The sequence below is a fragment of the Desulfovibrio sp. genome, from assembly GCF_041907885.1.
Lineage (GTDB): Bacteria > Desulfobacterota > Desulfovibrionia > Desulfovibrionales > Desulfovibrionaceae > Desulfovibrio.
Genome location: NZ_JAYRGM010000006.1, coordinates 81,197 through 106,942 on the forward strand (window position 1 = coordinate 81,197; position 25,746 = coordinate 106,942).

At 56.4% G+C, this 25,746-nt stretch carries 21 protein-coding genes; 8 read left to right on the forward strand and 13 right to left on the reverse strand.

The genetic code is table 11. From position 1 onward, the window contains the following. Window positions 1-805 precede the first annotated feature (805 nt). The 6 genes from ACE3NW_RS05555 (at window position 806) to ACE3NW_RS05580 (ending at window position 9,290) form a co-directional block, all read left to right on the forward strand. Window positions 806-1,519, forward strand: a complete 714-nt coding sequence (locus ACE3NW_RS05555) for a FadR/GntR family transcriptional regulator (protein WP_374281233.1) — start codon at window positions 806-808, stop codon at window positions 1,517-1,519. Window positions 1,520-1,600: 81 nt separating this feature from the next. Beyond that, complete coding sequence (locus ACE3NW_RS05560) at window positions 1,601-2,935, forward strand: MFS transporter (protein WP_374281235.1); 1,335 nt, start codon at window positions 1,601-1,603, stop codon at window positions 2,933-2,935. An 86-nt stretch (window positions 2,936-3,021) separates the two neighbouring features. After that, entirely contained in the window at window positions 3,022-4,236 is a 1,215-nt protein-coding gene (locus ACE3NW_RS05565; RefSeq protein WP_374281237.1) for a mandelate racemase/muconate lactonizing enzyme family protein, read from the forward strand. Window positions 4,237-4,439: 203 nt separating this feature from the next. Beyond that, on the forward strand, window positions 4,440-5,729 hold the full coding sequence (locus ACE3NW_RS05570; protein WP_374281239.1) for an MFS transporter: 1,290 nt from the start codon (window positions 4,440-4,442) through the stop codon (window positions 5,727-5,729). 286 nt (window positions 5,730-6,015) lie between these two features. Further along, window positions 6,016-7,299, forward strand: coding sequence for a gephyrin-like molybdotransferase Glp (gene glp, locus ACE3NW_RS05575; protein ID WP_374281241.1), 1,284 nt, complete (start codon window positions 6,016-6,018; stop codon window positions 7,297-7,299). Between the two features lie 32 nt (window positions 7,300-7,331). After that, the gene (locus ACE3NW_RS05580) at window positions 7,332-9,290 is read left to right on the forward strand and encodes a molybdopterin biosynthesis protein (protein ID WP_374281243.1); all 1,959 of its coding nucleotides are present in this window, start codon (window positions 7,332-7,334) and stop codon (window positions 9,288-9,290) included. A 22-nt stretch (window positions 9,291-9,312) separates the two neighbouring features. Here ACE3NW_RS05580 and ACE3NW_RS05585 read toward each other — a convergent pair whose 3' ends face one another. The 7 genes from ACE3NW_RS05585 to ACE3NW_RS05615 all read right to left on the reverse strand — a co-directional run bounded on the left by ACE3NW_RS05585 (window position 9,313) and on the right by ACE3NW_RS05615 (window position 16,129). Next, a complete protein-coding gene (locus ACE3NW_RS05585; protein WP_374281245.1) occupies window positions 9,313-10,188 on the reverse strand; it encodes a ThiF family adenylyltransferase in 876 nt (291 codons plus the stop codon). 11 nt (window positions 10,189-10,199) lie between these two features. Beyond that, window positions 10,200-10,439 carry a MoaD/ThiS family protein gene (locus tag ACE3NW_RS05590; protein ID WP_374281247.1) on the reverse strand — a complete coding sequence of 80 codons (240 nt, stop codon included), beginning with the start codon at window positions 10,437-10,439 and terminating at the stop codon, window positions 10,200-10,202. Window positions 10,440-10,590: 151 nt separating this feature from the next. Then, a complete protein-coding gene (locus tag ACE3NW_RS05595) occupies window positions 10,591-12,339 on the reverse strand; it encodes an aldehyde ferredoxin oxidoreductase C-terminal domain-containing protein (RefSeq protein WP_374281249.1) in 1,749 nt (582 codons plus the stop codon). A 332-nt stretch (window positions 12,340-12,671) separates the two neighbouring features. Beyond that, window positions 12,672-13,316, reverse strand: coding sequence for an ATP-binding cassette domain-containing protein (locus tag ACE3NW_RS05600; protein WP_374281251.1), 645 nt, complete (start codon window positions 13,314-13,316; stop codon window positions 12,672-12,674). Beyond that, window positions 13,313-14,008: an ABC transporter permease gene (locus tag ACE3NW_RS05605; RefSeq protein ID WP_374281253.1), complete on the reverse strand. Its 696-nt coding sequence runs from the start codon at window positions 14,006-14,008 to the stop codon at window positions 13,313-13,315. The genes ACE3NW_RS05600 and ACE3NW_RS05605 overlap by 4 nt, the downstream gene beginning before the upstream one ends. Before the next feature lie 116 nt (window positions 14,009-14,124). After that, window positions 14,125-14,952: a substrate-binding domain-containing protein gene (locus ACE3NW_RS05610; protein WP_374281255.1), complete on the reverse strand. Its 828-nt coding sequence runs from the start codon at window positions 14,950-14,952 to the stop codon at window positions 14,125-14,127. A 169-nt stretch (window positions 14,953-15,121) separates the two neighbouring features. After that, on the reverse strand, window positions 15,122-16,129 hold the full coding sequence (locus ACE3NW_RS05615) for a transporter (RefSeq protein ID WP_374281257.1): 1,008 nt from the start codon (window positions 16,127-16,129) through the stop codon (window positions 15,122-15,124). Between the two features lie 554 nt (window positions 16,130-16,683). Between ACE3NW_RS05615 and ACE3NW_RS05620 the strand changes: the two genes are divergently transcribed. Together ACE3NW_RS05620 and ACE3NW_RS05625 are read left to right on the forward strand one after the other, a co-directional pair. Further along, window positions 16,684-18,444, forward strand: coding sequence for a methyl-accepting chemotaxis protein (locus ACE3NW_RS05620; RefSeq protein ID WP_374281259.1), 1,761 nt, complete (start codon window positions 16,684-16,686; stop codon window positions 18,442-18,444). Between the two features lie 230 nt (window positions 18,445-18,674). After that, window positions 18,675-19,157, forward strand: coding sequence for a heme-binding protein (locus ACE3NW_RS05625; RefSeq protein WP_374281260.1), 483 nt, complete (start codon window positions 18,675-18,677; stop codon window positions 19,155-19,157). A gap of 177 nt (window positions 19,158-19,334) precedes the next feature. Here the strand turns inward: ACE3NW_RS05625 and ACE3NW_RS05630 are convergent, their stop codons facing one another. From ACE3NW_RS05630 to ACE3NW_RS05655, 6 genes are all read right to left on the reverse strand, one after another. After that, a complete protein-coding gene (locus ACE3NW_RS05630) occupies window positions 19,335-20,189 on the reverse strand; it encodes an NAD(P)-dependent oxidoreductase (protein ID WP_374281262.1) in 855 nt (284 codons plus the stop codon). Window positions 20,190-20,191: 2 nt separating this feature from the next. Beyond that, the gene (locus tag ACE3NW_RS05635) at window positions 20,192-20,785 is read right to left on the reverse strand and encodes a DUF4125 family protein (protein WP_374281264.1); all 594 of its coding nucleotides are present in this window, start codon (window positions 20,783-20,785) and stop codon (window positions 20,192-20,194) included. A gap of 17 nt (window positions 20,786-20,802) precedes the next feature. Continuing rightward, window positions 20,803-21,624, reverse strand: coding sequence for a tetratricopeptide repeat protein (locus ACE3NW_RS05640; protein WP_374281266.1), 822 nt, complete (start codon window positions 21,622-21,624; stop codon window positions 20,803-20,805). 13 nt (window positions 21,625-21,637) lie between these two features. Then, window positions 21,638-22,573, reverse strand: coding sequence for a DUF4037 domain-containing protein (locus tag ACE3NW_RS05645; protein WP_374281268.1), 936 nt, complete (start codon window positions 22,571-22,573; stop codon window positions 21,638-21,640). Window positions 22,574-22,726: 153 nt separating this feature from the next. Then, window positions 22,727-24,124 carry a sigma-54 interaction domain-containing protein gene (locus ACE3NW_RS05650; protein WP_374281270.1) on the reverse strand — a complete coding sequence of 466 codons (1,398 nt, stop codon included), beginning with the start codon at window positions 24,122-24,124 and terminating at the stop codon, window positions 22,727-22,729. Window positions 24,125-24,226: 102 nt separating this feature from the next. Then, window positions 24,227-25,609 carry an MFS transporter gene (locus ACE3NW_RS05655; RefSeq protein WP_374281272.1) on the reverse strand — a complete coding sequence of 461 codons (1,383 nt, stop codon included), beginning with the start codon at window positions 25,607-25,609 and terminating at the stop codon, window positions 24,227-24,229. Window positions 25,610-25,746: the final 137 nt, after the last annotated feature.

The following is a 25,746-nucleotide window of genomic DNA, read 5'->3' on the forward strand; positions in this document are numbered from 1 at the left end:
AGCTCATTAAAACTCAACATTACACAGAAGCAAGAACACACCAATGCAATAGATATGCAAAAAATAAATTTTCTATATACATATTATAAATAAAATTTATCATAGACATGTATTTGTATAAAAAAAATGTTTTCAACATATCCACAAAAATAAACTTTATCACAAATACATTGTTAGCGACAATTTTCTGTAAACATTACCCACAACAGAAGCTATACATCCATTGCTATATCTGATTACACCGATGAGCGGGCGCTGGCAATCGATGAAAAACGGGCCAATCTGCATATACAATTGCGAATATTAACAAAAACAAAGACATAAAACTCGCAATATAACGATATATCACAATGCATAAACAATACATTTCGAGATTAATAATAAAAAAATTTAAACACATTTCCGCTTAAACAAAACAGCAATATCAACCACATTAAAGAAAAATCCAATATATAACACAAAACTAATGATAAGCATGAGAAATAAAAACAAGACAATCATAAAATTTGTTATGATACGTCTGAAATAAAACAGCCCAGAACAACTCCCGCACGCATCCGCACAAATCCCATCGCAGACAATCTTTGCCAGGGGGGGGCAAAAGCAGGCAGGTCCAACGCCCCCTCGCGACGAAATAATGCCAGCAAAACCCGCAGACAAGGTCAGCACGCCATATACCGCTATAAATTTATGCTATTCAATAAGTAGGCTGTAAAAAACATTCGGTCACTGGAATTCCAGAATTCTGGAATTCTACTTGACGGATTTGCCCAGAAACCATACCTTGAAAAAAAAGGCCAGGTGCATGATCACAATTCCCGAAGATTGCCGCAAGCTGAACAAGGGCTCGGACGAGAACTCCAATGTTCTGTACATCCAGGTTCTTGAAAAAATCCGCCTGTGGATTTTAAAAGGCTACATCAAGGAAGGCGAATATCTACCTTCTGAAAGAGAGATCGCAGCCCTGTTTGACGTAAGCCGCATGCCCGTCACCCAGGCGCTCAAGATTCTCGAATTTCTTGGTGTGGTGCGGTTTATTCGGGGCAAGGGCTTTTGTGTAAAAAGCATTAATCTGCACCATATCATCAAGTGCATCGGCTTTATGGTTATGTCTGAAGAAAACGACATAACCGACATTCAGGAAGCGCGCGAGGGCATTGAAGTTCAGGCCGCAACCCTGGCCGCCCAACGCCGCACGGACGAAGACATTACGCGGGCCACTGCTGCTCTGGCAGAGATGGAAGCACGCAGAGTGCATGGCAAAAGCCCGGCGCAGGCCTCGCTGAGCTTTCACGAAGAGCTCGTCAAGGCCTCGCACAACGACATACTTGTCAAGGTCAACGACTTTCTGCTTGAAATGCTCAAAAGCTCCCGGCAGGAAACATTGCGTGACCCCGCACAGCTTACCCTTGCAGTGCAGCAGCACCGCGAGATTTTGCAGGCAGTCATAGAGCGCGACAGCGAAAAGGCCGGTCAGCTCATGCGTGAACATCTGCGGATACTGCCAACCCATCATTAAAAAGGCGTTGTAATGGCGCCAATTTTTAAAAACTAAACTGGAATTCCAACATTCCAACACTGCGATTTTAGGAGCAAGTTCATGAATAATTTGTCAAAATTGGAATTCCAGAATTCCAACACCTGCGAAACTGCCGCTCCTTCGTGCAGTGACAAGATGCATCGGTACCGAATGCTCATATTTGTGGTCATTTCGCTGAGCTATGTTGTTTCGTATTTTCACAGGTCTTCCTCGGCTGTTGTTGGACCGGTCTTGATGGATGACCTGAACATTTCGCCCACAGATCTTGGGTTTATCGGCTCCATGTACTTTTGGGCCTATGCCGTTGCCTGCCTGCCCTCAGGCCTGCTGACAGATGCCATTGGCGCGCGCAAAACCATTACTTTTTGCCTTGGCATTGCCGCTGCGGGAACAATGCTTTTCGCCGTTTCTTCCTCTGTGCCGTTGCTTGGCGCGGCAAGGGCCATGATCGGTTTTGGCGTCAGCTCTGTGTACATTGCCGCCATGAAGATATTTTCGGACTGGTACAAAAAGAACGAACTGGCCACCTGCTCCGGGGCCCTGCTGGCCGTGGGCAATGTGGGCGCGCTGCTTTCAACCGCCCCGCTTGTTGTGCTTATCGGGGGTTTTGGCTGGCGCCCAACATTTGTGGGTCTTGGCTGGTACACGGTTGTGGTTGCGGTCATATCGTATCTGCTTATCCGCAATTCGCCCACAGAGCTTGGTTTCAGCCCTGTTGAAACAGCTGTGCCAGAGCCTGTGGCAAACACAGAGCCGCAGCCATCGGTAATGACCGCGCTGCTTCAGCTGCTCTCCACAAGAAACTTTTACCTTCTGAGCGTTCTTTCATTCATGTATTACGGCACATTCATGGGTGTGGGCGCCCTGTGGGCCGGGCCTTACCTTCAGGATGTTTACGGCCTGTCGCGCCAGGGAGCGGCCTCGGTGCTCATGTTCTTTCCCATTGGCATGACCGTGGGCTGCCCGCTCAGCGGATACCTTTCGGATAAAGTGCTGCGCTCACGCAGGCTGGTTCTGCTCTACGGCAGCATCCTGCACCTGTTGGCGTATATTCCCTTTATCTTTTTTACAGACCAGATTCCTTCTCTTGGGTTGTACTGCCTGTTCTTCTACTTCGGCATATCCGGCGGATTCTTTGTTTCATGCTTTGCCTGCGCCAAAGAAATTGCCCATCCGGCCTATTCTGGCACTGCAATAGGCACGCTGAACATGCTTCTTGCCTTTGGTGCTGCATTTTACCAATACGTTCTTGGGATCATTCTTGGCAGTTATGGCAGAGCAAGCAATGGCAGTTACGGACATGATGCCTACAGAATGATATTTATTGCCGCAGCCGTTGGCTTGCTGATAGGCTGTATTTCCATTTACAAATTCAAAGAACACAAACGCTTATAAGCTCTTAAAATGCTATCGGAGCATACAATAGACGTCTTGTTGGGCTTTTAACATGTTACCTCACACCGTGAGAAAGGATGTTTGCCATGAAGATTGTTAGTGTAGACGTAATGCAGGTTCCCAGCGGCAATGCCGGTGCGTCACGCGGCGACTGGTGCCCCGTTATTGTGCGTATCAACACGGATGAAGGCATCAGCGGCTTTGGCGAAGTGGGCCTTGCCTATGGCAAGGGCTGGCGCGCAGGCATGGGCATGGTGCAGGACTTTGCCGAAGTGATCATGGGCGAAGACCCCATGCAGATCGAACGCATCTGGGAAATGATCTTCCGCACCACCTTCTGGGGCATGGGCGGCGGTACGGTTGTAAGCGCAGCCATGAGCGGTATCGACATTGCCCTGTGGGACATCAAGGGTAAGGCTCTTGGCCTGCCGGTGTGGCAGCTCATGGGCGGCAAAACCAACGACAATCTGCGCACCTACGCCAGCCAGTTGCAGTTTAACTGGGGCAGCAACCTCAGCAAGCAGCGCCTTATCGAGCCCGAAGAATACGCCGAAGTAACGCGCGTTGCCATGGCCGAGGGCTACGATTCCATCAAGGTTGACCCCCTGATTTTCAGCAACCAGCCCGATGGCAAAGGCCCCTGGAAGATCACCGGCCCGCTCGAACACAAGGTCATCAAAACCGTTTATGACCGCATTGCAGCCATGCGCAAGGCCGGTGGCGACGATCTCGACATCATCATTGAAAACCACTCCAACACCGACACCATTTCTGCCATCCAGATTGGCCGCGCCCTCGAAGACCTGCGCATTTTCTACTACGAGGAACCCTGCCACCCCCTCAACGTGGAATCCATGGTAGAAATCAAGAACAAGGTGAACATTCCCATCGCCTCTGGCGAACGCATTTACACCCGCTATGGCTACAGGCCTTTTCTTGAAAAGCGCGCCCTGCACGTTATCCAGCCCGATATCTGCCTGTGCGGCGGCCTGACCGAAGCCAAAAAAATCTGCGACATGGCCCACACCTATGATTGCGCCGTGCAGATCCATGTTTGCGGCAGCCCCATTTCAAAGGCTGCGGCCCTTCAGATTGAAGCGGTCATTCCCAACTTCATCATCCACGAACACCACCAGCGCGCTCTCAACCCCGAAAGCCGCGAAACCTGCCTGTACGACTACCAGCCCGTCAATGGCCGCTACGCCGTGCCGGACAAGCCCGGTATCGGCCAGGAACTGACGCCCGAAACCATCAAGAAGTGCAATATCGTCACCGTTACCCGCGCCAAAAAATACATGTAGCGGAAAACGCACCTGCGGAGCCGCACTGGCTCCGCAGGGCATACGCAAACTTGCAGCCGACGAGGTTTTTAGGTTGCCCCGGCAACCAGAGCTGAAAAAGCAGACTCACAATTCATATGAATGGCAGCAATACCCTTGTTTGATCTGCATGCCGCCAGATATGCCTGCTGTTCATTGATGCACACGTTTTGAAAGGGGTTTTTATGTCAATAGCTATCGATAAAGAAGCAGTTCAGGAAGAAAAACCAACGCGCCAACGCCACCTTCTTGCAGCAATTCTGCTGGCAGTTGTGTTTTTTTCGTACATCGACCGGGTAAACGTATCCATTCTTGTGGTTGACCCAGAATTTCTCAAGACCATGGGAATCGCCGGTGATTCAGTGCAAAAGGGCCTGTTGATGACCCTTTTCCTGGCTGCCTACGGCGTGGGCAACGTGGTGCTGAGCCCCCTGGGTGATATTCTTGGACCCCGCAAAGCCATGGCGCTTTCCATTTTGATGTGGGGCGTTTCATTGGTAATCGGCGGGCTGGCCAGCGTGTTTACCACCATGCTTGTTTCGCGCGTGCTGCTGGGCCTGGGCGAAGGCATGCACTTTCCCATGCAGAGCAAATTTATCAAGGAATGGTTTCCGCCCACAGAACGCGGCAAGGCCAATGCCGTCTGGCAGACCGGCATGGCCCTTGCGCCTGCCATTGCCATGCCCTTCTTTACCTGGATCATCCACGTCTCTGGCTGGCGCGAAAGCTTCTTTGTGCTGCTCGCCATGGGCATGATTCCCCTTTATCTTGTGTGGTTTCACACTTCGGACACCCCGCAGACCAACAAGCGCATCAACAAGGCAGAACTGGACCACATTGAAAAGGGTCTGGCTGGCGAAAAATCGGCTCAATCCCTTGGCAAAGCCACATTCTCTGAAGGTCTCAAGTCTTTTGCCGGCAACTACCAGTTCTGGCTCATTGTTGTGTACTACATCGTTCACACCTCTGTGCTGTGGGGTTCCATGACCTGGCTGCCCTCGTACCTCAAAGAAGCGCGTGGCTTCTCTTGGGCGGCCATGGGCGCGCTTTCTTCCCTGCCGTGGATTCTCGGCGTGGTGACCAAGATCATGTCGGGTATTCTGGCCGACAAAATGGGACGCCGGGCCCCCATCATTCTGGTGGCCATGATCGGCGTGGCCGTGGGCGTGTACTTTGGTGCCAATGCTGAAGACAACATGACCTCCGCCATATTCCTGGCCATTGGCATCGGTTCCATCGGCCTTGGCGGGCCCACCGCCTGGACGCTGATGCAGGACATCGTTCCCGCCAAGGGCATTTCCACGGCTGCTGGCGTCATGAACGGTGTTGGCAACGGTTTTTCTGCCCTTGCCCCCCTTGCCATCGGCTTTCTCATCTCTGTGACGGGCAGCTATGTGGGCGGCCTGCTGTACCTTGTGGGCTGCGCCTGCGTGGGCGGCGTTGCCATGCTTATTCTGACCATCAAGGGCCGCTAACCCTCGGCAGCCACATGTGCGTAAGCGGATAAATATAACCCTGGTCGGCCCTGCAAGGTTCTGGCCGTGCGCAGATTCATGGCGCACAGTTCACTGTTAAGCCTGCTTTCGCAAACCACACAAAGCCATATGTGCAGCACGTACATATGGCTTTGTTGTTTTACATGTGTCCGCATGTATCTGTGCCGAAGCCGCCAAACCCTGTGCCATCATATTGCCCTTTACTTTTATTTGCGCCACTATACACACAGTTAACATCCGTCGCGCACATGAACCGGAGGGCCGGGTGAAGCCTTTTTTAACGCTGCAATCTGTAGAATCCGTAATTGGGCACATGGGGGCCTTTCCCCTGCTGGAGACTGAGCTCTGCACGCTGGACGAAGCGGCAGGGCGGTTTTTGGCGCAAAATTTTTTTGCCACAGAAGATTTGCCCGGCTTTGACCGCTCTACCGTGGACGGCTTTGCCCTGCGAGCGCGCGATGTTTTTGGCGCGCAAGAGGGCAACCCCGCACTGGTGGAATGCGTGGCCGAGTGCCGCATGGGCGAAGTGCCAGATATTAGCCTTGCAGAGGGACAGACCGCGCGCATTCTCACCGGCGGCATGCTGCCGCAGGGCGCTGATTGCGTTGTAATGGTTGAATATTCCCGCCCTGCCGGGGCAGACCTCATCGAAATTACCCGCAGCCAGGCCCCTGGCGACAATGTGATCTTTCGCGATGACGATGCCGCCGCAGGAAGCCTGCTGCTCAAGGCTGGTCACCGTTTGCGCCCGCAGGATATAGGCCTGCTGGCGGCCTTTGGCGTTGTGGATGTGGAGGTGCGCCGCAAACCGCTGGTTGCAGTGCTCTCTACAGGTGACGAGGTAGTTCCCGCCTCGCAAATGCCGCCGCCGGGAAAAATCCGCGACATCAACGCCCACAGCATTGCCGCCCTGTGCCGCGAGGCTGGTGCGCGGGCTGTGCGGGCCGGGATAGTCAACGATGACGCCGCAAGGCTTAAGGCCGCCATTGCCCAGCTGGCAGAAACGCACGATGTGGTGGTGGTTTCCGGCGGATCATCTGCCGGCATGCGCGACCATACTGTGGAGATTTTTGAATCCCTTCCCCAGGCGCAACTGCTGGTACACGGGGTTGCCATCAGCCCCGGCAAGCCATTCATTCTGGCCACGGCCATCGTAAATGGCCGCCATGTGTGCCTTGTCGGTCTGCCCGGCCACGTGACCAGCGCCCTTGTCTGCGCGCGTGTTTTTCTTGTTCCCCTGCTGCAACACCTTCAGGGCCATGCCGGTTCGGCAAAACCGCCGCAGGTTACGGCAGTGCTCACCCGCTCCATTGCTTCAGCCCAGGGCAGGCGCGACTATCTGCGCGTAAGGCTACGCCCCCTGCCCGTCCCACAAGGCCAGCGGCCACAGGCGGGCGCTGCGCTTCAGCCACAGTATGAGGCAGAGCCAATCATGGGCGCATCGGGCCTTATTTCTGGCATTGCGGCGGCAGACGGGCTTATGATCTGCCCGGAAAACCGCGAGGGCTATGATGCCGGTGATACGGTTTTTGTGGAACTTTTTCGTTAGCCTGCCTGCATAAAATATCTGGGAGAAATAGCGTGAAGCGCAACACCTACCTGACCCTGCTGCCCCCTGATGAAGCCCGCGCCAACTGGTTTTCGTGCCTTGCTGCCAAGGCCTTTGCCCTGGGCGAAGAGCGTATTCCCCTGGCGCAGGCCCTGCGCCGCGTTCTGAGCAGGCCTGTGGCTGCCCTGCGCTCGTCCCCCGCATTCCACGGTGCGGCCATGGACGGCATTGCCGTGCATGCCGAGGACACATTCAGCGCCTCTGCACGCACGCCCCTGCGCCTCAAAATCGGCACGCAGGCCCACTGGATCAATACCGGGCATCCCCTGCCAGATGGCTGCAATGCTGTGGTGATGATGGAAAACATCAATACCGAAACCGAGCAGGATGCGCAGGGCGAATCGCAGTGGGCCGTGATTGAAAAAGCCGCCTTTCCCTGGCAGCACGTGCGCAAAATGGGCGAAGACATGGTGGCAACAGAAATTATATTGCCCCCCGGTACGAGCATCGGCCCCTACGACCTTGGCGCGCTGGCAGCGGGCGGAGCGCTTGAAGTGCCAGTTTTCCGTCGGCCCCGCGTTTCCATTATTCCCAGCGGTTCAGAGATTGTTCCGCTTATGGACGCGCGCGAGGAAGATCTGCGTGCAGGACGCGTGCTGCCCGAATTCAATTCGCTGATTTTTTCGGCCATGATTACCGAAGCCGGGGGCGAAGCCGCCACCCTGCCCGTGGTTCCAGATGACCCAGAAGCCATACGGGCCGCCATTGCCAGCGCCATTGCAACCGCAGACATGGTCATACTCAACGCCGGTTCTTCGGCGGGCAGCCACGACTTTACGGCCCATGTGCTGGAACAGATGGGCACGGTGGTGACACACGGCATTTCTGTTATGCCGGGCAAGCCCACGGTGCTGGCGGTTGTGAATGGCAAGCCTGTGGTGGGCGTGCCGGGGTATCCCGTTTCTGCGGGCATATCCATGGAGGAATTTGTTCTGCCCCTGCTGGCCCTGTGGCAAAAACGCGCCATGAGCGAAAGGCAAAAAATAACCGCTGTGCCCTGCAATCCCCTGCCCTCACGCCCCGGCATGGAAGAAAGGCTGCGGGTCAAACTGGGCTGTGTGGGTGATACGGTTGTGGCCGTGCCCCTGCCTCGCGGCGCAGGAACCATAACCAGCCTCAGCCGGGCTGACGGCATTATCCGCATTCCGCGCGACAGCGAGGGCTGCAATGCCGGTGAACCCGTTACTGTAGAGCTGCTGCGCCCGGCCACGGCTCTGGCCGGAGCCCTGCTGGCCATTGGCAGTCACGACAATACGCTTGATCTGCTCGATAGCATGCTGCGCAAGGCGCACCCGCAATTTCGCCTCACCTCGGCCCATGTGGGTTCGCTGGGCGGGCTGATGGCTCTCAAACGCGGGCAGTGCCATCTGGCTGGCAGCCATCTGCTAGATGCGGCAACAGGCGTCTACAACCGCAAAGCCATTGAAGAAAATCTGGACGAACCCACCGTGCTGCTGCGTCTGGTGGACAGGGAACAGGGCATTCTGACCGCGCCCGGCAATCCCCTTGGTGTGAACAGCATCGAAGACCTCGCCAGGCCGGGGGTACGCTTTATCAACCGCCAACGCGGCAGCGGAACACGCGTGCTGCTCGACTACCGGCTGAGCGGCCTTGGCATTGCCCCCACAAATATCAACGGCTACCGCGATGAGGAATACACCCACATGAACGTGGCCGCAGCGGTACTTTCGGGCCGGGTGGATGCCGGTCTTGCGGTGCGGGCGGCGGCCAATGCGCTGGGGCTGCCCTTCATGCCCATTGGTGTGGAAGAATACGACCTTGTCATTCCTCGCCGTTTTTTTGAAACAGATGCGGTTCAGGCACTGCTGGAAGTAATACGCAGCGAGGCCTTTCGCCAGACAGTGGAAGGCATGGGCGGTTACGGCACGCAAAAGACCGGGCAGATTATCTGGGAATATGCGGGCAAATAGAAAGGGATAACAGGACGTGCCGTCAGGCTTTTTCTGCCCAGTCAAACCTCTCCATCTCCGGCACGGAGAGGTCAAGGTGATACAGGGCGCTGCTGGCGGTACGTCTTTGTATGGCTCTTAGAGCGAGTTTTACCATAAGGCAGGCCACCGAGGCCGGGGCCAGTGCCCCTACACCCTCACGCCGCGCGTGCTCAAGCTCGCTTTCGCTCTGCCCATGAGGATACAGCTCCTCAAGCCGGGCCTGCGGGCCTGAGCTGGCGTAGCAAAAACCTTCTTCGCGCAGCACAGAACCGTGTACAAAGGGTACGCCCGCAGCAAGGGCCGCCCGCTCCAGGGCTGTTTTTGCGCCGATGTTGTCCAGGCAGTCCAGCGCAACATCCATACCCGCCACCAGGCAGGAAAGGTTGCTGCTGTCGGCCCGCATTTCCAGCGCTTCAGCTTCCACATGGCTGGCAATGTCGGCCAGGGCATCGCGCACCACGCGAACCTTGGGCTGGCCGATCACCCTTTCTGTACAGAACCGCTGACGGTTGAGATTGCTCTCGTCAAACACGTCGTTATCCACAAGGCGTATGCAACCTACCCCGGAACGGGCCAGCAGTTCGGCCACATGGCCCCCCAGCCCGCCGCAGCCCAGAACCAGCACGCTGCTCTGCAACCGCTGCGCCAGGTTTTGCGCCGTAACCAGCCCGCAATTGCGCCTGAAACGCTCTGGCCAGATACGCTGCTCAAGCAGGCTGCTCATGGCCGTGCGCAGGGGCATATTGTGCAGCGCAGCCCAGGCCCGCAGACCCGCAAGACTCACAAACAGCGTTTCCTGCCTACCGTCGGCGGTTTCTGTAAGGTAGGTCGCCCGCACATACGGGCGCAAAAAAGTGCGCGGATCGGGATTTGTCATGGTCAACGGGCCTAGCCTCCTCCGACAGCCGGAAAATAGGCAATACGGTCACCGTCGCGCATGGGATCGTCCACCTGATGCTGGCGTCCGTTGACCATGACAATCTTGATGTCTTGCAGCGGCAAACCCAGGTGCTGGGCCAGCTGGGCCACGTTGCTACCTTGCGGCATTTCCACCTGCAAACCCGTTTCCGGCACATAGTCCGGCACATGGTCGCGCAGCGTGGTGCTCAACTTAACGGTCAGTTTCATGGACACTCCTTGCCCTCTGGGGCTCATACGGTTATGCCCGCCCTGCCCGAAAACAGTCAAGCCCGCCGGGGCGCACAAGCTGCGCCGCCGTAAGACAAAATTTGAAGGCCGCTGCCCCGATCAGGACGGAGCAGCGGCCAAGTACTGCTGTCTACTTCTTTTCATCAATCCAGTTGAAGACCGTATTGAGTTCTTCGTGGGTGATGTCAAAGGTAGTGTTGTGCGGGGGCAGCTTTTCGTCGGTGAAGAAATCGGGCAGCACGTCCGCAGCCTGGGTGATACCCGCGCGGCGGTTGAAGTCGATTTCTGTCGAAAGAATACGCTGACCCAGGGTTACCACATCGTCGCCGGTGAGCTGCCAGCCAAACTTGGCGTTGAGCATGTCCACAATGGCGGGCAGGGCGTCCGGCACGTCAAGAATGGCAAAGGCCGTGAACAGGCACAGGCCCACGGAATCCACAGAGGCCGTGGCCACCTGAAGATTGCGCGAAAGCTCGATCTGGCCTTCCTTCTTGAGCGGGTCAACAGAGCCGCCACAGTTAAGGATGTTGGCCGTAACGGCATAGCCAGCCGTGTGGTCGGCGCCCATGGGCGAGGTGGCGTAGGTAACGCCCTGGCCCTTGACGGCACGCGGGTCATACGCGGGCAGGCTCTGGCCCTTGACGGCAGGCACGCGCCGCACGCCAAACACCCGGCCTGTGGTGGCCGCGCCGCAGCCAACAACACGTCCCAGAGCAGAGCCCTCGCTGATGCCGTTCATGACATCAAGCACGGCCTTGGCATCGCCGTAGGGAATGGCCCCGCCAGCCATGGCAACGCCCACGGCAACGCCCACGTCAATGGTATCCACGCCGATGTCGTCGCACATGTAGTCGTACTTTGAGATGGCATCGAGATCGCCAATGCCGGAATGGGGGCCAAAGCACCACAGGGTTTCGTATTCAGGCCACTTGCTCTGAAACTTGCCCTTTTTGTCGGGCAAAATACCGCTGCAACGGATCATGCAGCCGCTCATGCAGCCGTGGGCCACAATACCCTCGCCGCCGCGTTCCTTGGTGAGCTGGTTCAACAGCTCGCCCGACACGGCTTCGTGCTTGTCAAACTGACCAACAGTAAAGTTGGCTGTGGGCAGGCCGCCCGCTTCGTGCAGAATATTGACCAGCACGGCAGTACCGTATTCGGCAAGACCCTTGCTGGTGATGGGGTGCTCCGAAAGGGCCTTGGCAAAACGCTTGGAAGCCTCGCGAAAGGCCTTTTCGTCGGTCAGGGGCTGGCTTTTGCCGCCTTCGGGATTCACAATGATGGCCTTGAGGCCCTTGGAACCCATGACAGCGCCCACGCCGCCGCGACCGGCATGGCGCATGGGGCGCAGCTCGCGGTCGGTGCAGGCAATGGAAGCCGCAGTAAGCTTGAATTCGCCCGCGCGGCCAATGGTGATGTAGCTGCAATCCTTGCCGTACTTTTCCACCAGTTTGGCCACGGCATCAAAGTTGTTGAGCCCTGCCACTTCTGCGGGAATCAGCTTGGCGTGGTCCTTGCTTATTTCAAGCTGCCACCATTCGCCTTCCTTGGCCATGTCTTCCACAATAACAGCCAGAATACCCAGGCGGCCCAAATGCCCACCGGGCTGACCGCCAGCGTTGGATTCCTTGATGCCTTCGGTAAGCGGACTTTTGCAGCCCACAGAAATGCGGTTGGCGTTGGGGCTGTTGGTGGCACCCAGCAGGCCGGGAGCAAATACAAGCTTGTTGTGTGGGCCGATGGGGGTACAGGTGGGCGGAACCTCACGGGCCACAATGGTAGAGGTCAACGCACGGCCACCAAGGCCAGCGTATTCCTGGGGTATTTCTTCAAAAACACAGGTCTTGGTTGCCATATTGACGCGCAAAAAACGGAACATGGAGCCTCCTTAAACAAGGCGGGGATACGCCTGTTTGTGTTTATCATTTGATACCCCCCTCAAAGAAAAAAGCGCAAGTTCCAAAAAAAATTGACGCGCTTTTTCTAAATAGAGGCAAAAAACAATCATAAAGAGGGTATTTTTTCTGCAAAATGCTGATTTTTTTAAAAAAATATGCATAGAACGGCAAATCGCCGCATGTGGGGCGGGCTGTGGCAAAAAATGGAGGGAAATCAGGCAAAGATAATCGACCAGAAAAAACAGAAGAGAGAGAGAGAGAGAGGGAGAGAGAGAGAGAGAAAAGCGGAAGGGGAAAAAGCGTCTGACGAGAATCAGTCGGGGCTGTCCATGTCCCATGCAGTGCCAAGCCTGATTTCATGGGCATCAACGGCACGCAGCAAGGCGGGGTCGTGTGTGGCGCAGACAACGGTTATGCCTTCGATCTTGCAGTTTTTTACGGCCTGGGCCAAGGCGCGGGCGCTTGCCGCATCCACATTGGCCGTTGGCTCATCAAGCAGCAGCACTCTGGGCCGCAGGGCCAGGCGCGATGCCAAGGCAACCCTCTGGCGCTCGCCGCCAGAAAGTTCGCGGGGGCCACGTTCGGGAAAATTCCAGGGGTCGTCAAAGCCTGCGGCCCGCATGCAGCTTTCAAAAACCTGCCGCAGCCCTGCTTTCTGGTTTCGTAACTTCAGCCCAAGCACCACATTATCAAAAACACTCATGTGCAACAGGTAAGGATCCTGCAACAGCAGGGTGGCCTCCTTGCGGCCTTCTGCCGCACCGGCATAGCGCAGCACGCCGCCAGCAGGGCGCTCCAGAAATGCCAGCAGCCGCAGCAGGGTTGATTTGCCGCAGCCATTGGGGCCAGTAAGAAATACGGTTTCACCCTGCCCTATGGCAAGGTGCGGCACATTGAGGGCCTCTCGCCCGTTGTAGCGCTGCACAAGGTTGTGCGCTTCATACAGGTTGGTGCTCATGCCCGCCCCCTGTGCCGAAAAAACGCAAGCGCCAGATTGACCACAAAGGCCATGAGCAGCAGCACAAGGCCAAGGGCAATGCCCTGCGCAAAATCGCCCTTGCTTGTTTCAAGAGCAATGGCCGTTGTCATGGTGCGGGTGGCATAGCGGATGTTTCCCCCCAGCATCATGGCCACGCCCACCTCGGTGATAACGCGCCCAAAAGCCGTAACGCATACCATGCCCACGGCATAGCGGCACTCCCACAGCGAATACACGGCAAGCTGCCTGCCGCTGGCCCCAAGCGTGAGCAAGGTTTCCCGGCAACGGGGGTCGAGATCTTCCATGGCCTGGGCTGTCCACGAAACAACGATGGGCAGGGCCAGCACCGCCTGACCAATGGCCATACCAGGCAGGGTAAAGAGCAGGCCGTATTCGCCAAGGGGGCCGCGTGCGGTAATAAAGGCATAGACCAGCAGGCCGATCAGCACGGTGGGAAAGGCCAGCAGCGTGTCTGAAACAAGCCTGAGAGCCCTTTTACCGGGAAAGGAGCAATGCCCAAGCAGGAAACCCAGCGGCACACCCAGCACCAGAGCTGCTGCCATGGCATAGCAGGTGGACGCAATGGTTGCATAAATGGCCGAAAGCGTGGCCGCATCCATGTGCGTGAGCAGATAAAGGGCGCTGCTGAAGCCGTTGACAAGGTAGTCCATTGAACCGCTCGTTAATATTCAAATAACAAGGCATTCGCCCGAAGCCGGGGCACACCACCGGCCCCGGACGAATGCACATTATCTGCCCGGCCTACAAATTTACGCCACCGTTGGCGCTACTTGCCAGCATTGGGAAAGAAGAGCTGCTTGCCCTTGAGGGTGTAGCCCGCAATCTTCTTCTGGGTAGACGGGGCAACCCACCAGTCTTCAAACTTTTGGGCCAGGGCCGTGTTGACCTTGGGGCACTGGGCGGGGTTTACCATAATGACGCTGTACTGGTTAAACAGTGCCTTGTCGCCCTCAACCGCGATTGCCAGCGGGTTTTTGTCGCCCATCTTGTCGGCAAAGGTGATCCAGGTTCCACGATCTGTGAGGGCATAGGCCTGCTTTTCTGCGGCCATGTTCAGGGTGGATATCATGCCCTGCCCGGCAGAAAAATACTTGGGATCCTTGTCGGGAACAATGTTGCTTTGCTGCCACAGCTTCTGCTCGGCCTTGTGTGTGCCCGACTGATCGCCACGGCTCACAAAGCCCGCCTTGGTATCCAGAATACGCTTGAGCGCCTCGGCGGTGGTTTGCCCTTTCACGCCAGCGGGGTCGGCCACGGGGCCCACAATCACAAAGTCATTGTACATGACCTGGCGGCGGTCTACGCCATGCCCGGCCTTTACAAATTCCATTTCCGCCCCAGGGGCATGCACCAAAAGCACGTCGGCATCGCAATTTTTTGCGATTTCAAGCGCCTTGCCTGTGCCCACCGCTACCCACTTGAGCTCAATGCCGGTTTCCTGCCTGAAGGCAGGCTCAAGATATTCAAGCAGGCCGGAATCCTGTGTGCTGGTGGTGGTTGCCATCATGAGGGTGTCGGCGGCCAGTGCGGGCGCTGCGCAGGCCATGTAGCCCGCAGCGCAGGCCGTGAGCAAAAAACGGGAAAAACGAGACATGAATCAGACTCCTTTTGTAAAAGGCAATCATAGTAAACAGCCCAGATGAACGCGACAATAATCACGCTATCATGAAAAAGCGGGACATAAAAGATTGCAAAAGAAGGTGCAAAACAGACTCGGCCCCAATATTTTCAGCGCATTTCCGCCGCAGCCATACAAGAAAGGTTTAGTCGGCCACCAAACGTACCGCGCTTGATGCAAAGTGGGCATAGATTTTTTTGCCATCGCGCAGATGTGTGCCGGACAGGGTGCATGTGTCCACCGTGGCCCGCAGGGTTGTGCCATCTGACAGGCCAACGCAGACAAAGGTTTCCACCATGTCGGAATGCAGACTTTCAACCACGCCCTTTACACAGTTGGCAAGACTCATGGACGATTTTTCGGGGGTCAGCACTATACGCTCTGGGTCTACCCGCGCGCTCAGCACCTGGTTTTCGTGTACTTCATGCAGGGCGGCCTCTTCTGGGGTACACGCCGCCGCAAGCCTGAAATCTGAAAACGTGGTTATTTCCACATATACCTTGCGCATACCAGTATGGATGCGGGTAACAATGCCCCAAAAAAGATTGGTTCCGTCATCGGCCTCGCCGCCGTGACAGGCAGATCCCGTGCTGTCCTTGCCGTGGGCCTGACTGGTGAGCAGTTTGCGCGCTTCGCCGTCTGAAAAATTCAAAAATGCAAGCAGCTGATCCGCATCCTGCTGCCCCAAAAACTTGAGCACCAGGGGCATGGGCACGTGCAGCTCAAGCAGCTCCAGCCCTCTCGAATAACGGATGGCACGCGGCCCCACAGAGGCCGAAGACAACCCCATAATGCTGCCCACAGCGTAAAATTTCTTTCGCAAAAAACTTTGGTCAAACTGCAAAAAATCGGGTTCTGCCGCCTGCGGCAAACCCAGAATACGGCGGATATTGCGCATGGCGCTGACAGGCAGCAGTATCTCGCGCGCGTTTGAACCAGAAACACGCAGCATGCCGGTGACAGTATCAATGGAAGAACGTGGATCAAGTGCGAGAACTTCACCCAATCGCAGACCGCCGTAGCGCATCAGCAAAAAGATCAAGTGCAGCCGCGCCCGCAAATTTTTTTGTGTGCGGGTTACGGCCTCGGCCTCCCACTGTTCCCAGCACAGAGTGAGGCTTTCCAGTTGTTGTCGGGTCAGATGGTTACGCATGCTTTTACCTTGCAATCGCTATAACAGCTTGCACCGTGGCTGTCAGCTACCCCGCATTGGCCTGTCATGCTTTTGCCTAACACCGCAGAAGCACAAAAATTGTTTCCATAGCCCGATGCTGCCCACGCCTTACGTTGCGCTGTACGCGTTGAATACGACCAACATTGCTGCAAATCACAGACAAATGTTCCATGGACTGTTTTTTTTTGAAACAGCACTCCGCTGAAGCACACCGATGATTGTTCGCCACCTAATGTGTGCAGCTCTACTGAAATTCATTTTCTATTGCTTTAAAAAATCAAGGGCTTACCCCAAATGGGAAAAATAATAATTTTTATTTAAAATATTTTTATAATTCACATAGTTATTGTAAAATATCTGATATCACAATTGGGTATCAGCATTGAATACCATAATGTTTTATGATTTTACAACGAACAGCAATTACAGTGGCAAATCATGCCGAATGGATGTTGCGCAAATGCAACACAGTGTAGAGAATATACTCTACCGAATACATACAATACCATTTACCGTAACTCTGGAGATATACAATGAAGTTATCAGCAAAACTGATTACTTTAGCAGCAGTTCTTTCGTCATTTTCTGTAATAATCGGACTTCTGGCGATGTTTGGCATGTCAAGCATGAACAAGGACACGCAAGATCTTTCCAAAAACTGGCTTCCGACTATAAAAGTTGTCGGAGAGCTCAACGGATTTGTGAATGAATACAGGCGCAACGAGCTTGTTCACATTCTTTCAACGGACGAAGCCCTGACCAAGGAATACGAGAACAGGCTGCTTAAAACACAATCTGATATTAACAAAAAAATAAAAGAATACGAACCGTTAATCAGCGAACCTGAAGAAAAGATGGCCTTTCCGCAGTTTATGGCTGCATGGAACAGCTACCTTGAGAATCACAAGATGGTTGAAACGCTGTCGCAGCAGGGTAAAAAAGAAGAGGCAACAAAACGGGTGCTTGGCGATGCCCGCGAACAGTACAACAAGGCCCTTGCGCACCTTGCCACCATCATTGAAGTCAACACCAAGGGCAGCCAGCAATCGGCACTTGATGCCGACACCGCATACAGCAACAGCAAAATATTAACTATCAGCCTACTGATTTTTGCGATTTCAGCAGCCACAATCATTTCCATATTAATCATTACTGGTGTGCTGAAGCAGCTTGGTGCAGACCCCGGCTATCTGCATGCCATAGCCAGCGAAATTGCTTCTGGTAATCTGGACGTACCATTCAGGTCTTTCAAGGGAGACGGCGGCGTATACGGTGTTATCATCAAGATGGTCGCCAAGCTGAAAGAAGAAATAGCCCTGGCCGAAACCAAGTCGAAGCAGGCCGAGCAGCAAGCGCTGGCCGCCAGCGAGGCAAAGGCCCTGGCCGACGAAGCGACAAAGCGTGCAGAAAGGGCCAAGGCCGAGGGCATGTTCCATGCTGCCACCCAGCTTGAACGCGTTGTTGAAGTTGTTTCTTCTGCCTCCGAATCGCTTTCTGCCCAGATTGTTCAGTCGAGCCGTGGTGCGGATGAGCAGTCGAACCGGGTACACGAAACAGCCACAGCCATGGAAGAAATGAATGCCACTGTGCTTGAGGTGGCGCGCAATGCACAGCAGGCCGCCACAGCCTCCAACCAGACCAAGGAGCAGGCTGCGGAAGGGTCGGGAATTCTCAGCGAGGCTGTAAAAGGCATTGAAACCGTTCAAGCCCAGTCGCTGGCAATCAAGGAAGACATGTCCCTGCTGGGCAAGCAGGCCGAGGGTATTGGACAGGTACTTGATGTTATTGCCGATATTGCAGATCAAACCAATCTGCTGGCCCTTAACGCCGCCATCGAGGCAGCCCGCGCGGGCGAAGCCGGGCGTGGATTTGCAGTAGTGGCCGACGAAGTGCGCAAACTGGCAGAAAAAACCATGACCGCCACCCAGGAAGTGGGCAAGGCCATTGCCGAAATACAGACCGGCACACGTAAAAATATTGAAAATGTGGAGCAGGTGGCCGCTTCCATTGAGCATGCCACTACCCTTTCGGTAAGGTCGGGCCAGTCGCTCACGCAGATACTGGCCTTTGTTGACCAGGTCAACGATCAGGTGCGCTCCATTGCCACAGCCAGTGAGCAGCAATCTGCCGCCAGCGAAGAAATCAACCAGTCTGTGGAACAGGTGGCTACCATTTCTGCCGAAACAGCGCAGGCCATGGGCCATGCTACCCACGCCGTTGCAGAACTGATGCAGCAGGCCCAGGTGCTGAAGCAGCTTATTCAGGAAATGAAATCCCAGGGTGCAGCGGCCTAGCACGCAAGGCAGATGCGCACCCAGAACGGCCACCCGGCACACCGGGTGGCTTTTTTTGTTGTTACGACAGGCGAAACGATTTGGCCGCTGGGGCGGAGCCCAAAATCCATATTGTACTTTTTTGCACAAGAGCTATACTCAACCCAAACAGGAGGCCGAACCCGCAGTAGCGCGTTATCCCCAACCACGGTTGAAGCCTTACCCCCCTAACATCAGCCAAGGAGTAGCCCGTGCGTCGCATCCTTCCCTTCTTATTGGTTCTTGTGCTGTTTGCCTTCAATGTTTACGCATCACCGCCTGCCAAGCAGCTCCCTGGTGATCTCACCCTGGCCGAGGCCCAAACAGTGCTCACCGCTGCCCAGGCCTTTTCGGTAAAACAGGGTATCCCCATGAATATTGCTGTCGTGGATGCCGGGGGTAACCTCAAGGCCTTTGCCCGCGAGGACGGAGCATTCCTTGGCAGCATCGACATTGCACAAAAAAAGGCCATCACGGCCCGTTATTTCAACATGTCCACCGCCGATCTTGGTGCTGCCGCCCAACCGGGCAAGGAACTTTTTGGCATTGAAGTCACCAACCGGGGCCTGGTCATCTTTGGCGGCGGCGAGCTGCTGATCCGCAACGGTGTTATTGTGGGGGCCATTGGCGTAAGCGGCGGCAGCGTGGCTGAAGACACCGCCGTTTCCAAGGCTGGCGCTGCGGCGCTGAAGTAGCCACCCTTCAATAATGCAGGCGGTAATACTGTCTGATATTGCAAGGCGGCACACGCAGAATTTCTGTGTGCCCTGCAAATAAACCACCCCCGTCGGACAGGCAGGTTTCCTTTCGGTTAATCTGCCCGTTCGTCGGGGGTTTTATTATTCGTGACGCCAGTGATTATGGCATCAGCCCTACACTTCGTGTACGGCGGCGCAGTCCCTGTTGCCCAGCCCGGCGGCAGAGCCACGTCCAAAGCGTTCCAGAACCATATCCAGCAGGGGCGCATCCACGTTCATGGCATGGGCCATACCGCAGCCCAGACGCAAATCCTTGAGGGCAAGATCAAGCGCAAAGCGCGGGGGATCATATTCGCCCTCGGCCATGGATTTTCCACGCGCGCCAAGCTGAAAACTGTCTGCCCCGGTTTCGGCCAGCAGGCGCAGCAGCAGATTTTTATCAACCCCCGCCGCCTCGCCGATACGCAGCCCTTCGCTCAACACGGCAAGGTTGGCCATGCCCACAAGGTTGCTGACCAGCTTTACCGCACAGGCAGCCTCTATCGTGCCAACGTTGTTGAACACGCCAAGAATGGGCCACACCTCGCCCAGCGCTGCCATGGCCTGCTGGTCGCCGCCCACAAACAGCGGGGCTTCGCCACGCTCGGCATGTACCGGGGTTTTGCCCAGGGTACACTGAATGTAGGCAATGCCCTGCCCGCGTGCTGCCTCTGCAAGGGCGAGAGCCGTCTGGGAATCAATGGTCGAAAGTTCCACATGCACAGCCCCCGGCTGCATGTGTGCATACAGGCCCTCCGGCCCAAGGGTTTTCTCCCTGATATGTTCCGGCTGGGCAAGACAGGTAAAAACCACATCGCACGAGGCCATATCCGCCATGCTCATGGCGGGCAGGCCGCTTGTACCGGCGGCAAGGGTTTTATCCCTCCCCGCTGCGCTGCGGTTGTAGACACGAACCTTTTTGCCAGCACGCACAAGATTCCGGGCCAAAGGACCGCCCATGGCCCCCACGCCGATAAAGCCAAATTCCATGTCTAGTTCTCCTGCGCCCTGCCCTGAGCTGCGGCATGCATGGATGCCTCGCAGGAGGCATTACAGGCATCAATGCCGCCCTTGCCCAGCAGGCGCATCAGATAATCGTGCCGTTCCACCACAAGGTTGCGTCCCTCACGCCGCGCACGGTCGATCTGCGCCGCGTAGAGTGCAAGGGTGCGGGGTGACAGCGTTTCGAGCTCGCAGCGCAGATAGCGCCGGAACATGCCCTGCCCGTTGCTTTTGATAACATTGGGATAAAGCCTTTGGGCTTCGTGCAAAAAAGCCTCTTCGGCATCGGCGATCTGGTCCAGCAACGGGCTTGTGCTCAGGGGGGGCAGGCGGTCATCCATGCGCGCGTATTTTTCAACCATAACATTGCGCCCATCAGCTTCGGCCTGACGCAAATCGGCCAGATACGACTCCAGCAGTGCATCATCGTGTGCAGAATGAGCCATTTTGCGCATGGCGCGAAAGGTATCGGGGCGTGTCTGGCAGACAGAAACGCCGCCCTCGTTGCTGGTGGCCAAAAACATGGCCAGCTCGCGCTCCACAATTTCTGCAAGCGCGGCATTCCGGCCCGTGGTGTCATGCATTGCCGCTCTCCCTCTGCCTAGGCCTGGGACGGGGTTTCCGCCATGGCCTGAAGGCAGAGCTCAAGATTCTTTTTATAGCCCTGGGCTTCATCGCCATTGCCAAGGCCGAGGCGGTCGTACATCTCAACTGCTGCCTGTAGGGATGCGACGGCCTCGCCCCACTGCCCGTCAGAGGCCAGGGCCACACCAAGGTTGCCCAGTGAAAAGGCCGTTTCGTCGTGCTCGCCCAGCAGCTCGCGCCGCAAGGCCAAGGCCTGCCGGTGCAGGGCAATGCCCTCGCTGATCTGGCCGCGTTCTTCGCAGATGCGGCCAAGATTATTGAGGCACACCCCCAACTGGGGCACGCAAAAACCCTGTTTTTCCCATATTTCCTTGGCCTTGCGCATGAGGGATTCGGCGCGGTCAAAGTCGCGCTTGCGGTAGTATGCGGCAGAAAGCCGCAACTGCGCCTCCGCAACCTGAGGTGAATCGGGGCCGCATACCTCAACGGTCAGGTGCAGTGATTCGCGCCCAATGGCAAGGCTTTCTTCCACCTTTCCCATGCCAAGCATGGCATGAGCAAGATTCTGCATGGCCCCAAGAGTCATGGGCGCGTTTGCCCCAAGGGTGGAACGCAACAGATCAACGCTGTCCTCGAGGGCCCTGATGGCTGCCTCTGGCTGTTGTAGGGCAAAATTCGCCCGCCCCACGCCGTCCAGCACAAGGGCGCGGCACAGGGGGTCTTCCGGGTAACGTGCGGCAAGTTTTTCGAGAGCGTCAATGCAGGCTTGCGGCAGGCCCTGCTTCATCAGGTCAAGCGCAGAGCGCAAATCTCCCAGCCATTGGCGTTGCTGTGCCATAGGGCTACTCCTTTCAGCCTTGCAGCATATCCATACGCAGCAGGGCCGGTTCTTCAACATGCCGCATGATCTGCGGCCCGTGCTCCCAAAGCCAGTTTCCCTGGGCAGTGCTCAAACCCACAGCGCGCAAATGATTTGCCGCATGGGTGCAAAAGTCTTCCACTGCGTCCACGGCGCGGTTGCCGTGCTCGCCCTGCATGGGTGCAAGCGCCAGCAGGCGCAGGGTTTGCGCAATCTGCGGGCCAAGTATCGCCAGATCACCAGCCATCTTGCCCGCCCATTTATAAAAGGGCATGTAGCGCCGGTTGCACAAAAAAACAAATGAAAGCGCCGCCTCGGCAAAACGCGCTGCTGCCAGCATTGCCGCCCCCGGGTCGTCGCGCTGAAGGCTGCGGGGCAGATTATATTGGCCGGTCTGCGCCATGACCATGCAGCGGGCGGCCATTTTTTTGAGCAGCACGTCGCGCGGGTAGCAGCGCTGCAACGCAGAGCGCCAGCGCGTGAACGCACCACTCGGATCTTCAAATACCTCGCCGTTGGTGCAGGCCGCAAGCTGGTGCTCAGGAATTGCCAGCCACTCCTGCCATGTGGCCGGGGCGTGATCGAGCGCGGTAAAAAATGCGTAAAAATCTTCCAGAGGCAGCGGCCCCACCCTGCCCTGCCTGCGCTGCGGCGCAAGCCTGCTTTCAAACCCCTGAAACGTCTGCGGCAGCATGGCAAAAGCAGCCTCTATGCGTTGCTGGTGCGCTTGCAGCACCTGGCGCGGCAGCCAGAGGCAAAAGGCCGGGCCAAAATCATGGTCCTGCGAATGCGTATCGTCGCAGCCAAAACATTCCGAGCCCTCGCCCACCAGCCCCGCAGCCGCCGTATCCATGATATCAGCAAGCTCTGCCCGCAAAATGGGCTGGCAGACCTGATAAAATTCACGGGCAAGCTTCAGCCCCTGCATGTATGCTCCTGATTCTTTTTCGCGCTGGCCCTGCCCGTGCAAACCACGGCAGCCAGCCCTGCGCCGAAAGGCGCGCACCGTAACGGGCGCACGGCGTTGCCGAGCTGGGCTGATGCGATGGGGATTGTAGGGCTGACGGCGAACAAACCTGGGCTAGCCTTGCTTGATGGCTTCAATTTCCTTGACCTTGCGGAAGATGGTGCTGCGGTCCATCTGAAAATGACGCGAGAGTTCGCTGATGGAGCCGTAACGCTGCATGCCTTTTTCAATGACTGCGGTTTCCACTTCCTTCATGATGCTTTTGAGCGACCGGCCTTCAATGGAAGGCAAGGCGTACTGCCCCTCGCTTGTTTCGCACGCCGGCAATGGGCGAATGCCCGCCAGATCGCGCACGCCCACAAGCCCGTGTTTGCACGTAACCACAAGGCCCTGCACAAGATTTTCGAGCTCGCGCACGTTGCCGGGCCAGGTATGGTTTTGCAGCACCTGTTTGGCTTCATCTGAAAGATTGACCGACTTGCGGTATTTTTTGCCATAAAAGGTCAAAAAACTCTGCGCCAGCGGCAAGATATCCACCCGCCGTGAACGCAGGGGGGGAATATTGAGCACCGCGACCTTGAGGCGGTAGTAGAGGTCTGAACGGAATGTCCCCTTGGCAACCTCGCGCTCCAGTTCCTTGTTGGTGGCGGCCACCACGCGCACGTCCACTTTTTTGGGCACGGTGGCTCCCACGCGCAGCACCTCCCAGTCTTGCAACACGCGCAGCAGGCGCGATTGCATGGTCATGGGCAGCTCGCCTATTTCATCAAGAAACAGCGTGCCGCTGGAGGCCGCCTCCACAAGCCCGGCCTTGCCGTGCTTGCTGGCCCCAGAAAAACTGCCCGGCACATAGCCAAACAGCTCGGTTTCGATGAGATTTTCTGGTATGCTGCCGCAGTCAACCTTGATAAAGGGCGCTTCGGCCCGCAGGCTGTTGCGGTGGATGTGCCGGGCCACAACGTCCTTGCCCACGCCGGTTTCGCCCAGCAGCAGCACGGTGGCGTCAGTTTCAGCAATGGCCGAGGCCTCGGCATACAGCCGCTGCATGACAGGGCTTTGCACCACGCGCGGGTACTGGTTGCCGCTGGCCCCTTCGCTGCTGAGATTCTGAAAAGTTTCGAGCAGTTCGCGCTGGGCGGTGATTTCTTCACGCAGTTCGGTGAGGGCGGTGATGTCGCGTATGACAGTAACCACGTAGGCAACCTTGCCGGTGGCGTCCTTTACAGGATGCCCGTCGAGCAGCAACGTGCGCCCGTTGTACAGGTTCTGCACGCTTGAAACCTTCTGGCCCGTTTCCACAATGCGCGGATTGAGCACCACGTCAAAAATGCCGTTCTGCACCATATCCTGAATGCGGCTGCCCATCATCTTTTCGCGGGCGATGCCGGTGAGCTCGGCATGACGCTTGTTGACGAGCGTAACAATGCCCTCACGGTCGGTCACGCAAATGGCATCACGAAAGGTATCGCACAGTTGTTCTACGTATTCTGCTAGCATGTGAGGATTGTACATGCATTGACTCCCAGGGCGCAAGTGTGCCCCCACGCCCGGTTTACGGGCATGGGAGCAGATGAAAGGCGCTGCCGTCCGGCAAAAGCCGACAGCGTTTCCATTTTAGAACCCTTCGGCGCTTGTGGCCTGGGCCATCGCACCCTGAGGGGCTTGGGTAGCAGAAGCTTGCGCAGCCTGGGCAATGCGACGGGCGCGGGCCATGCGGCTCAGCCACAGGGTAGAGAGCGCGCTGAGTACGCCGATGCCGGCCAGATAGCCGCAGAGATACCACGGGGCGCCATCGGCATAGCCGGTGAGCATGGCGGCAACCATGGGGGTCATGCCTGAGGCAAAGATGGCCGTAAACTGGTACACAAAGGAGATGCCAGAGTACCGCACCGAAGCGTCGAAGCTTTCGGAAAACACACTGGACATGGTACCGAACACGGCGGCGTGCAGAATACCAAAGGGCAGGGCCAGGGCCAGCACCACGCACAGATAGTTGCCAGAGAAATTGTGCAGCACCCAGAAAGCCGGGAAGCTTGAGATACCAAGCAACACAGCGCAGACGCCGTAAATTTTGGCCTTGCCGTGCTTGTCGGCCATATGGCCCCAGAAGGGAATAAAGCACGACATGACAAGCGAGGAAATCATGACTGCGGTAAGGGCGGCAGAGCGGCCAATGCCGTGCTGCTGCGTAAGGTAGGTGAGCGAATACACACCAAAGACGTTGAACGAAACGCCGTCGATAAAACGCGCGCCCATGCAGGCCAGCATCATCTTGGGATAGCGCTTGAAAGCATCCAGCAGGGGGTACTTGGCTTCGGGCATCTGTTGCTTGGCTTCAGAAAAGTCCTTGGTTTCCTGCACGGTGCTGCGCATGTAACCGCCCACGGCAAGCAGCACGGCAGATAGCAGAAAGGCCACGCGCCAGCCCCAGTTAAGAAAGGCCTCGTCAGAAAGAATCACAGAGAAAAAGCCCACGATACCAGAGGCAAGCAGCAGGCCAAGCGACATACCGATCTGCGGCAGGCTGGCGTAAAAGGCGCGCTTGTCTGCCGGTGCGGATTCGTAAGACATGAGCACAGCACCGCCCCACTCGCCGCCCAGGCCAATGCCCTGAGCCAGGCGGCAAATAATAAGCAGAATGGGCGCCCAGATGCCGATGGTGTGGTAGGTGGGGATAAGGCCAATGCACACCGTGGCGATACCCATGATTTCAAGGGTAAGGATGAGCATTTTTTTACGGCCCAGCTTGTCGCCAAAATGGCCAAAAATCACGCCGCCAAGGGGACGCGCCACAAAGCCCACCGCAAAGGTGGCAAAAGCAAGCATGGTACCTATGCGCGCATCAAAATCGGGAAAATACAGCTTGTTGAAGAAAAGCCCGGCCACAACGCCGTACAGAAAAAAGTCGTACCACTCAATGACGGCGCCAATAATGGACGAGGCCACAACGCGGCGCAGATTCTTCTGCTGCTCTTTGGTCATTTGTTCGCTATGCATGGTTTTCCTTTAGATCCTTTTGCCTGGAAGTTCATACTGGCCTTTGCGCCAAAGCGCCAGAGCCATGGGGGGAACATTCCCGATATGCCACTCGGCTATTTTTGCCAGGACACGAAGACGATCATCCGCTCCCGGTC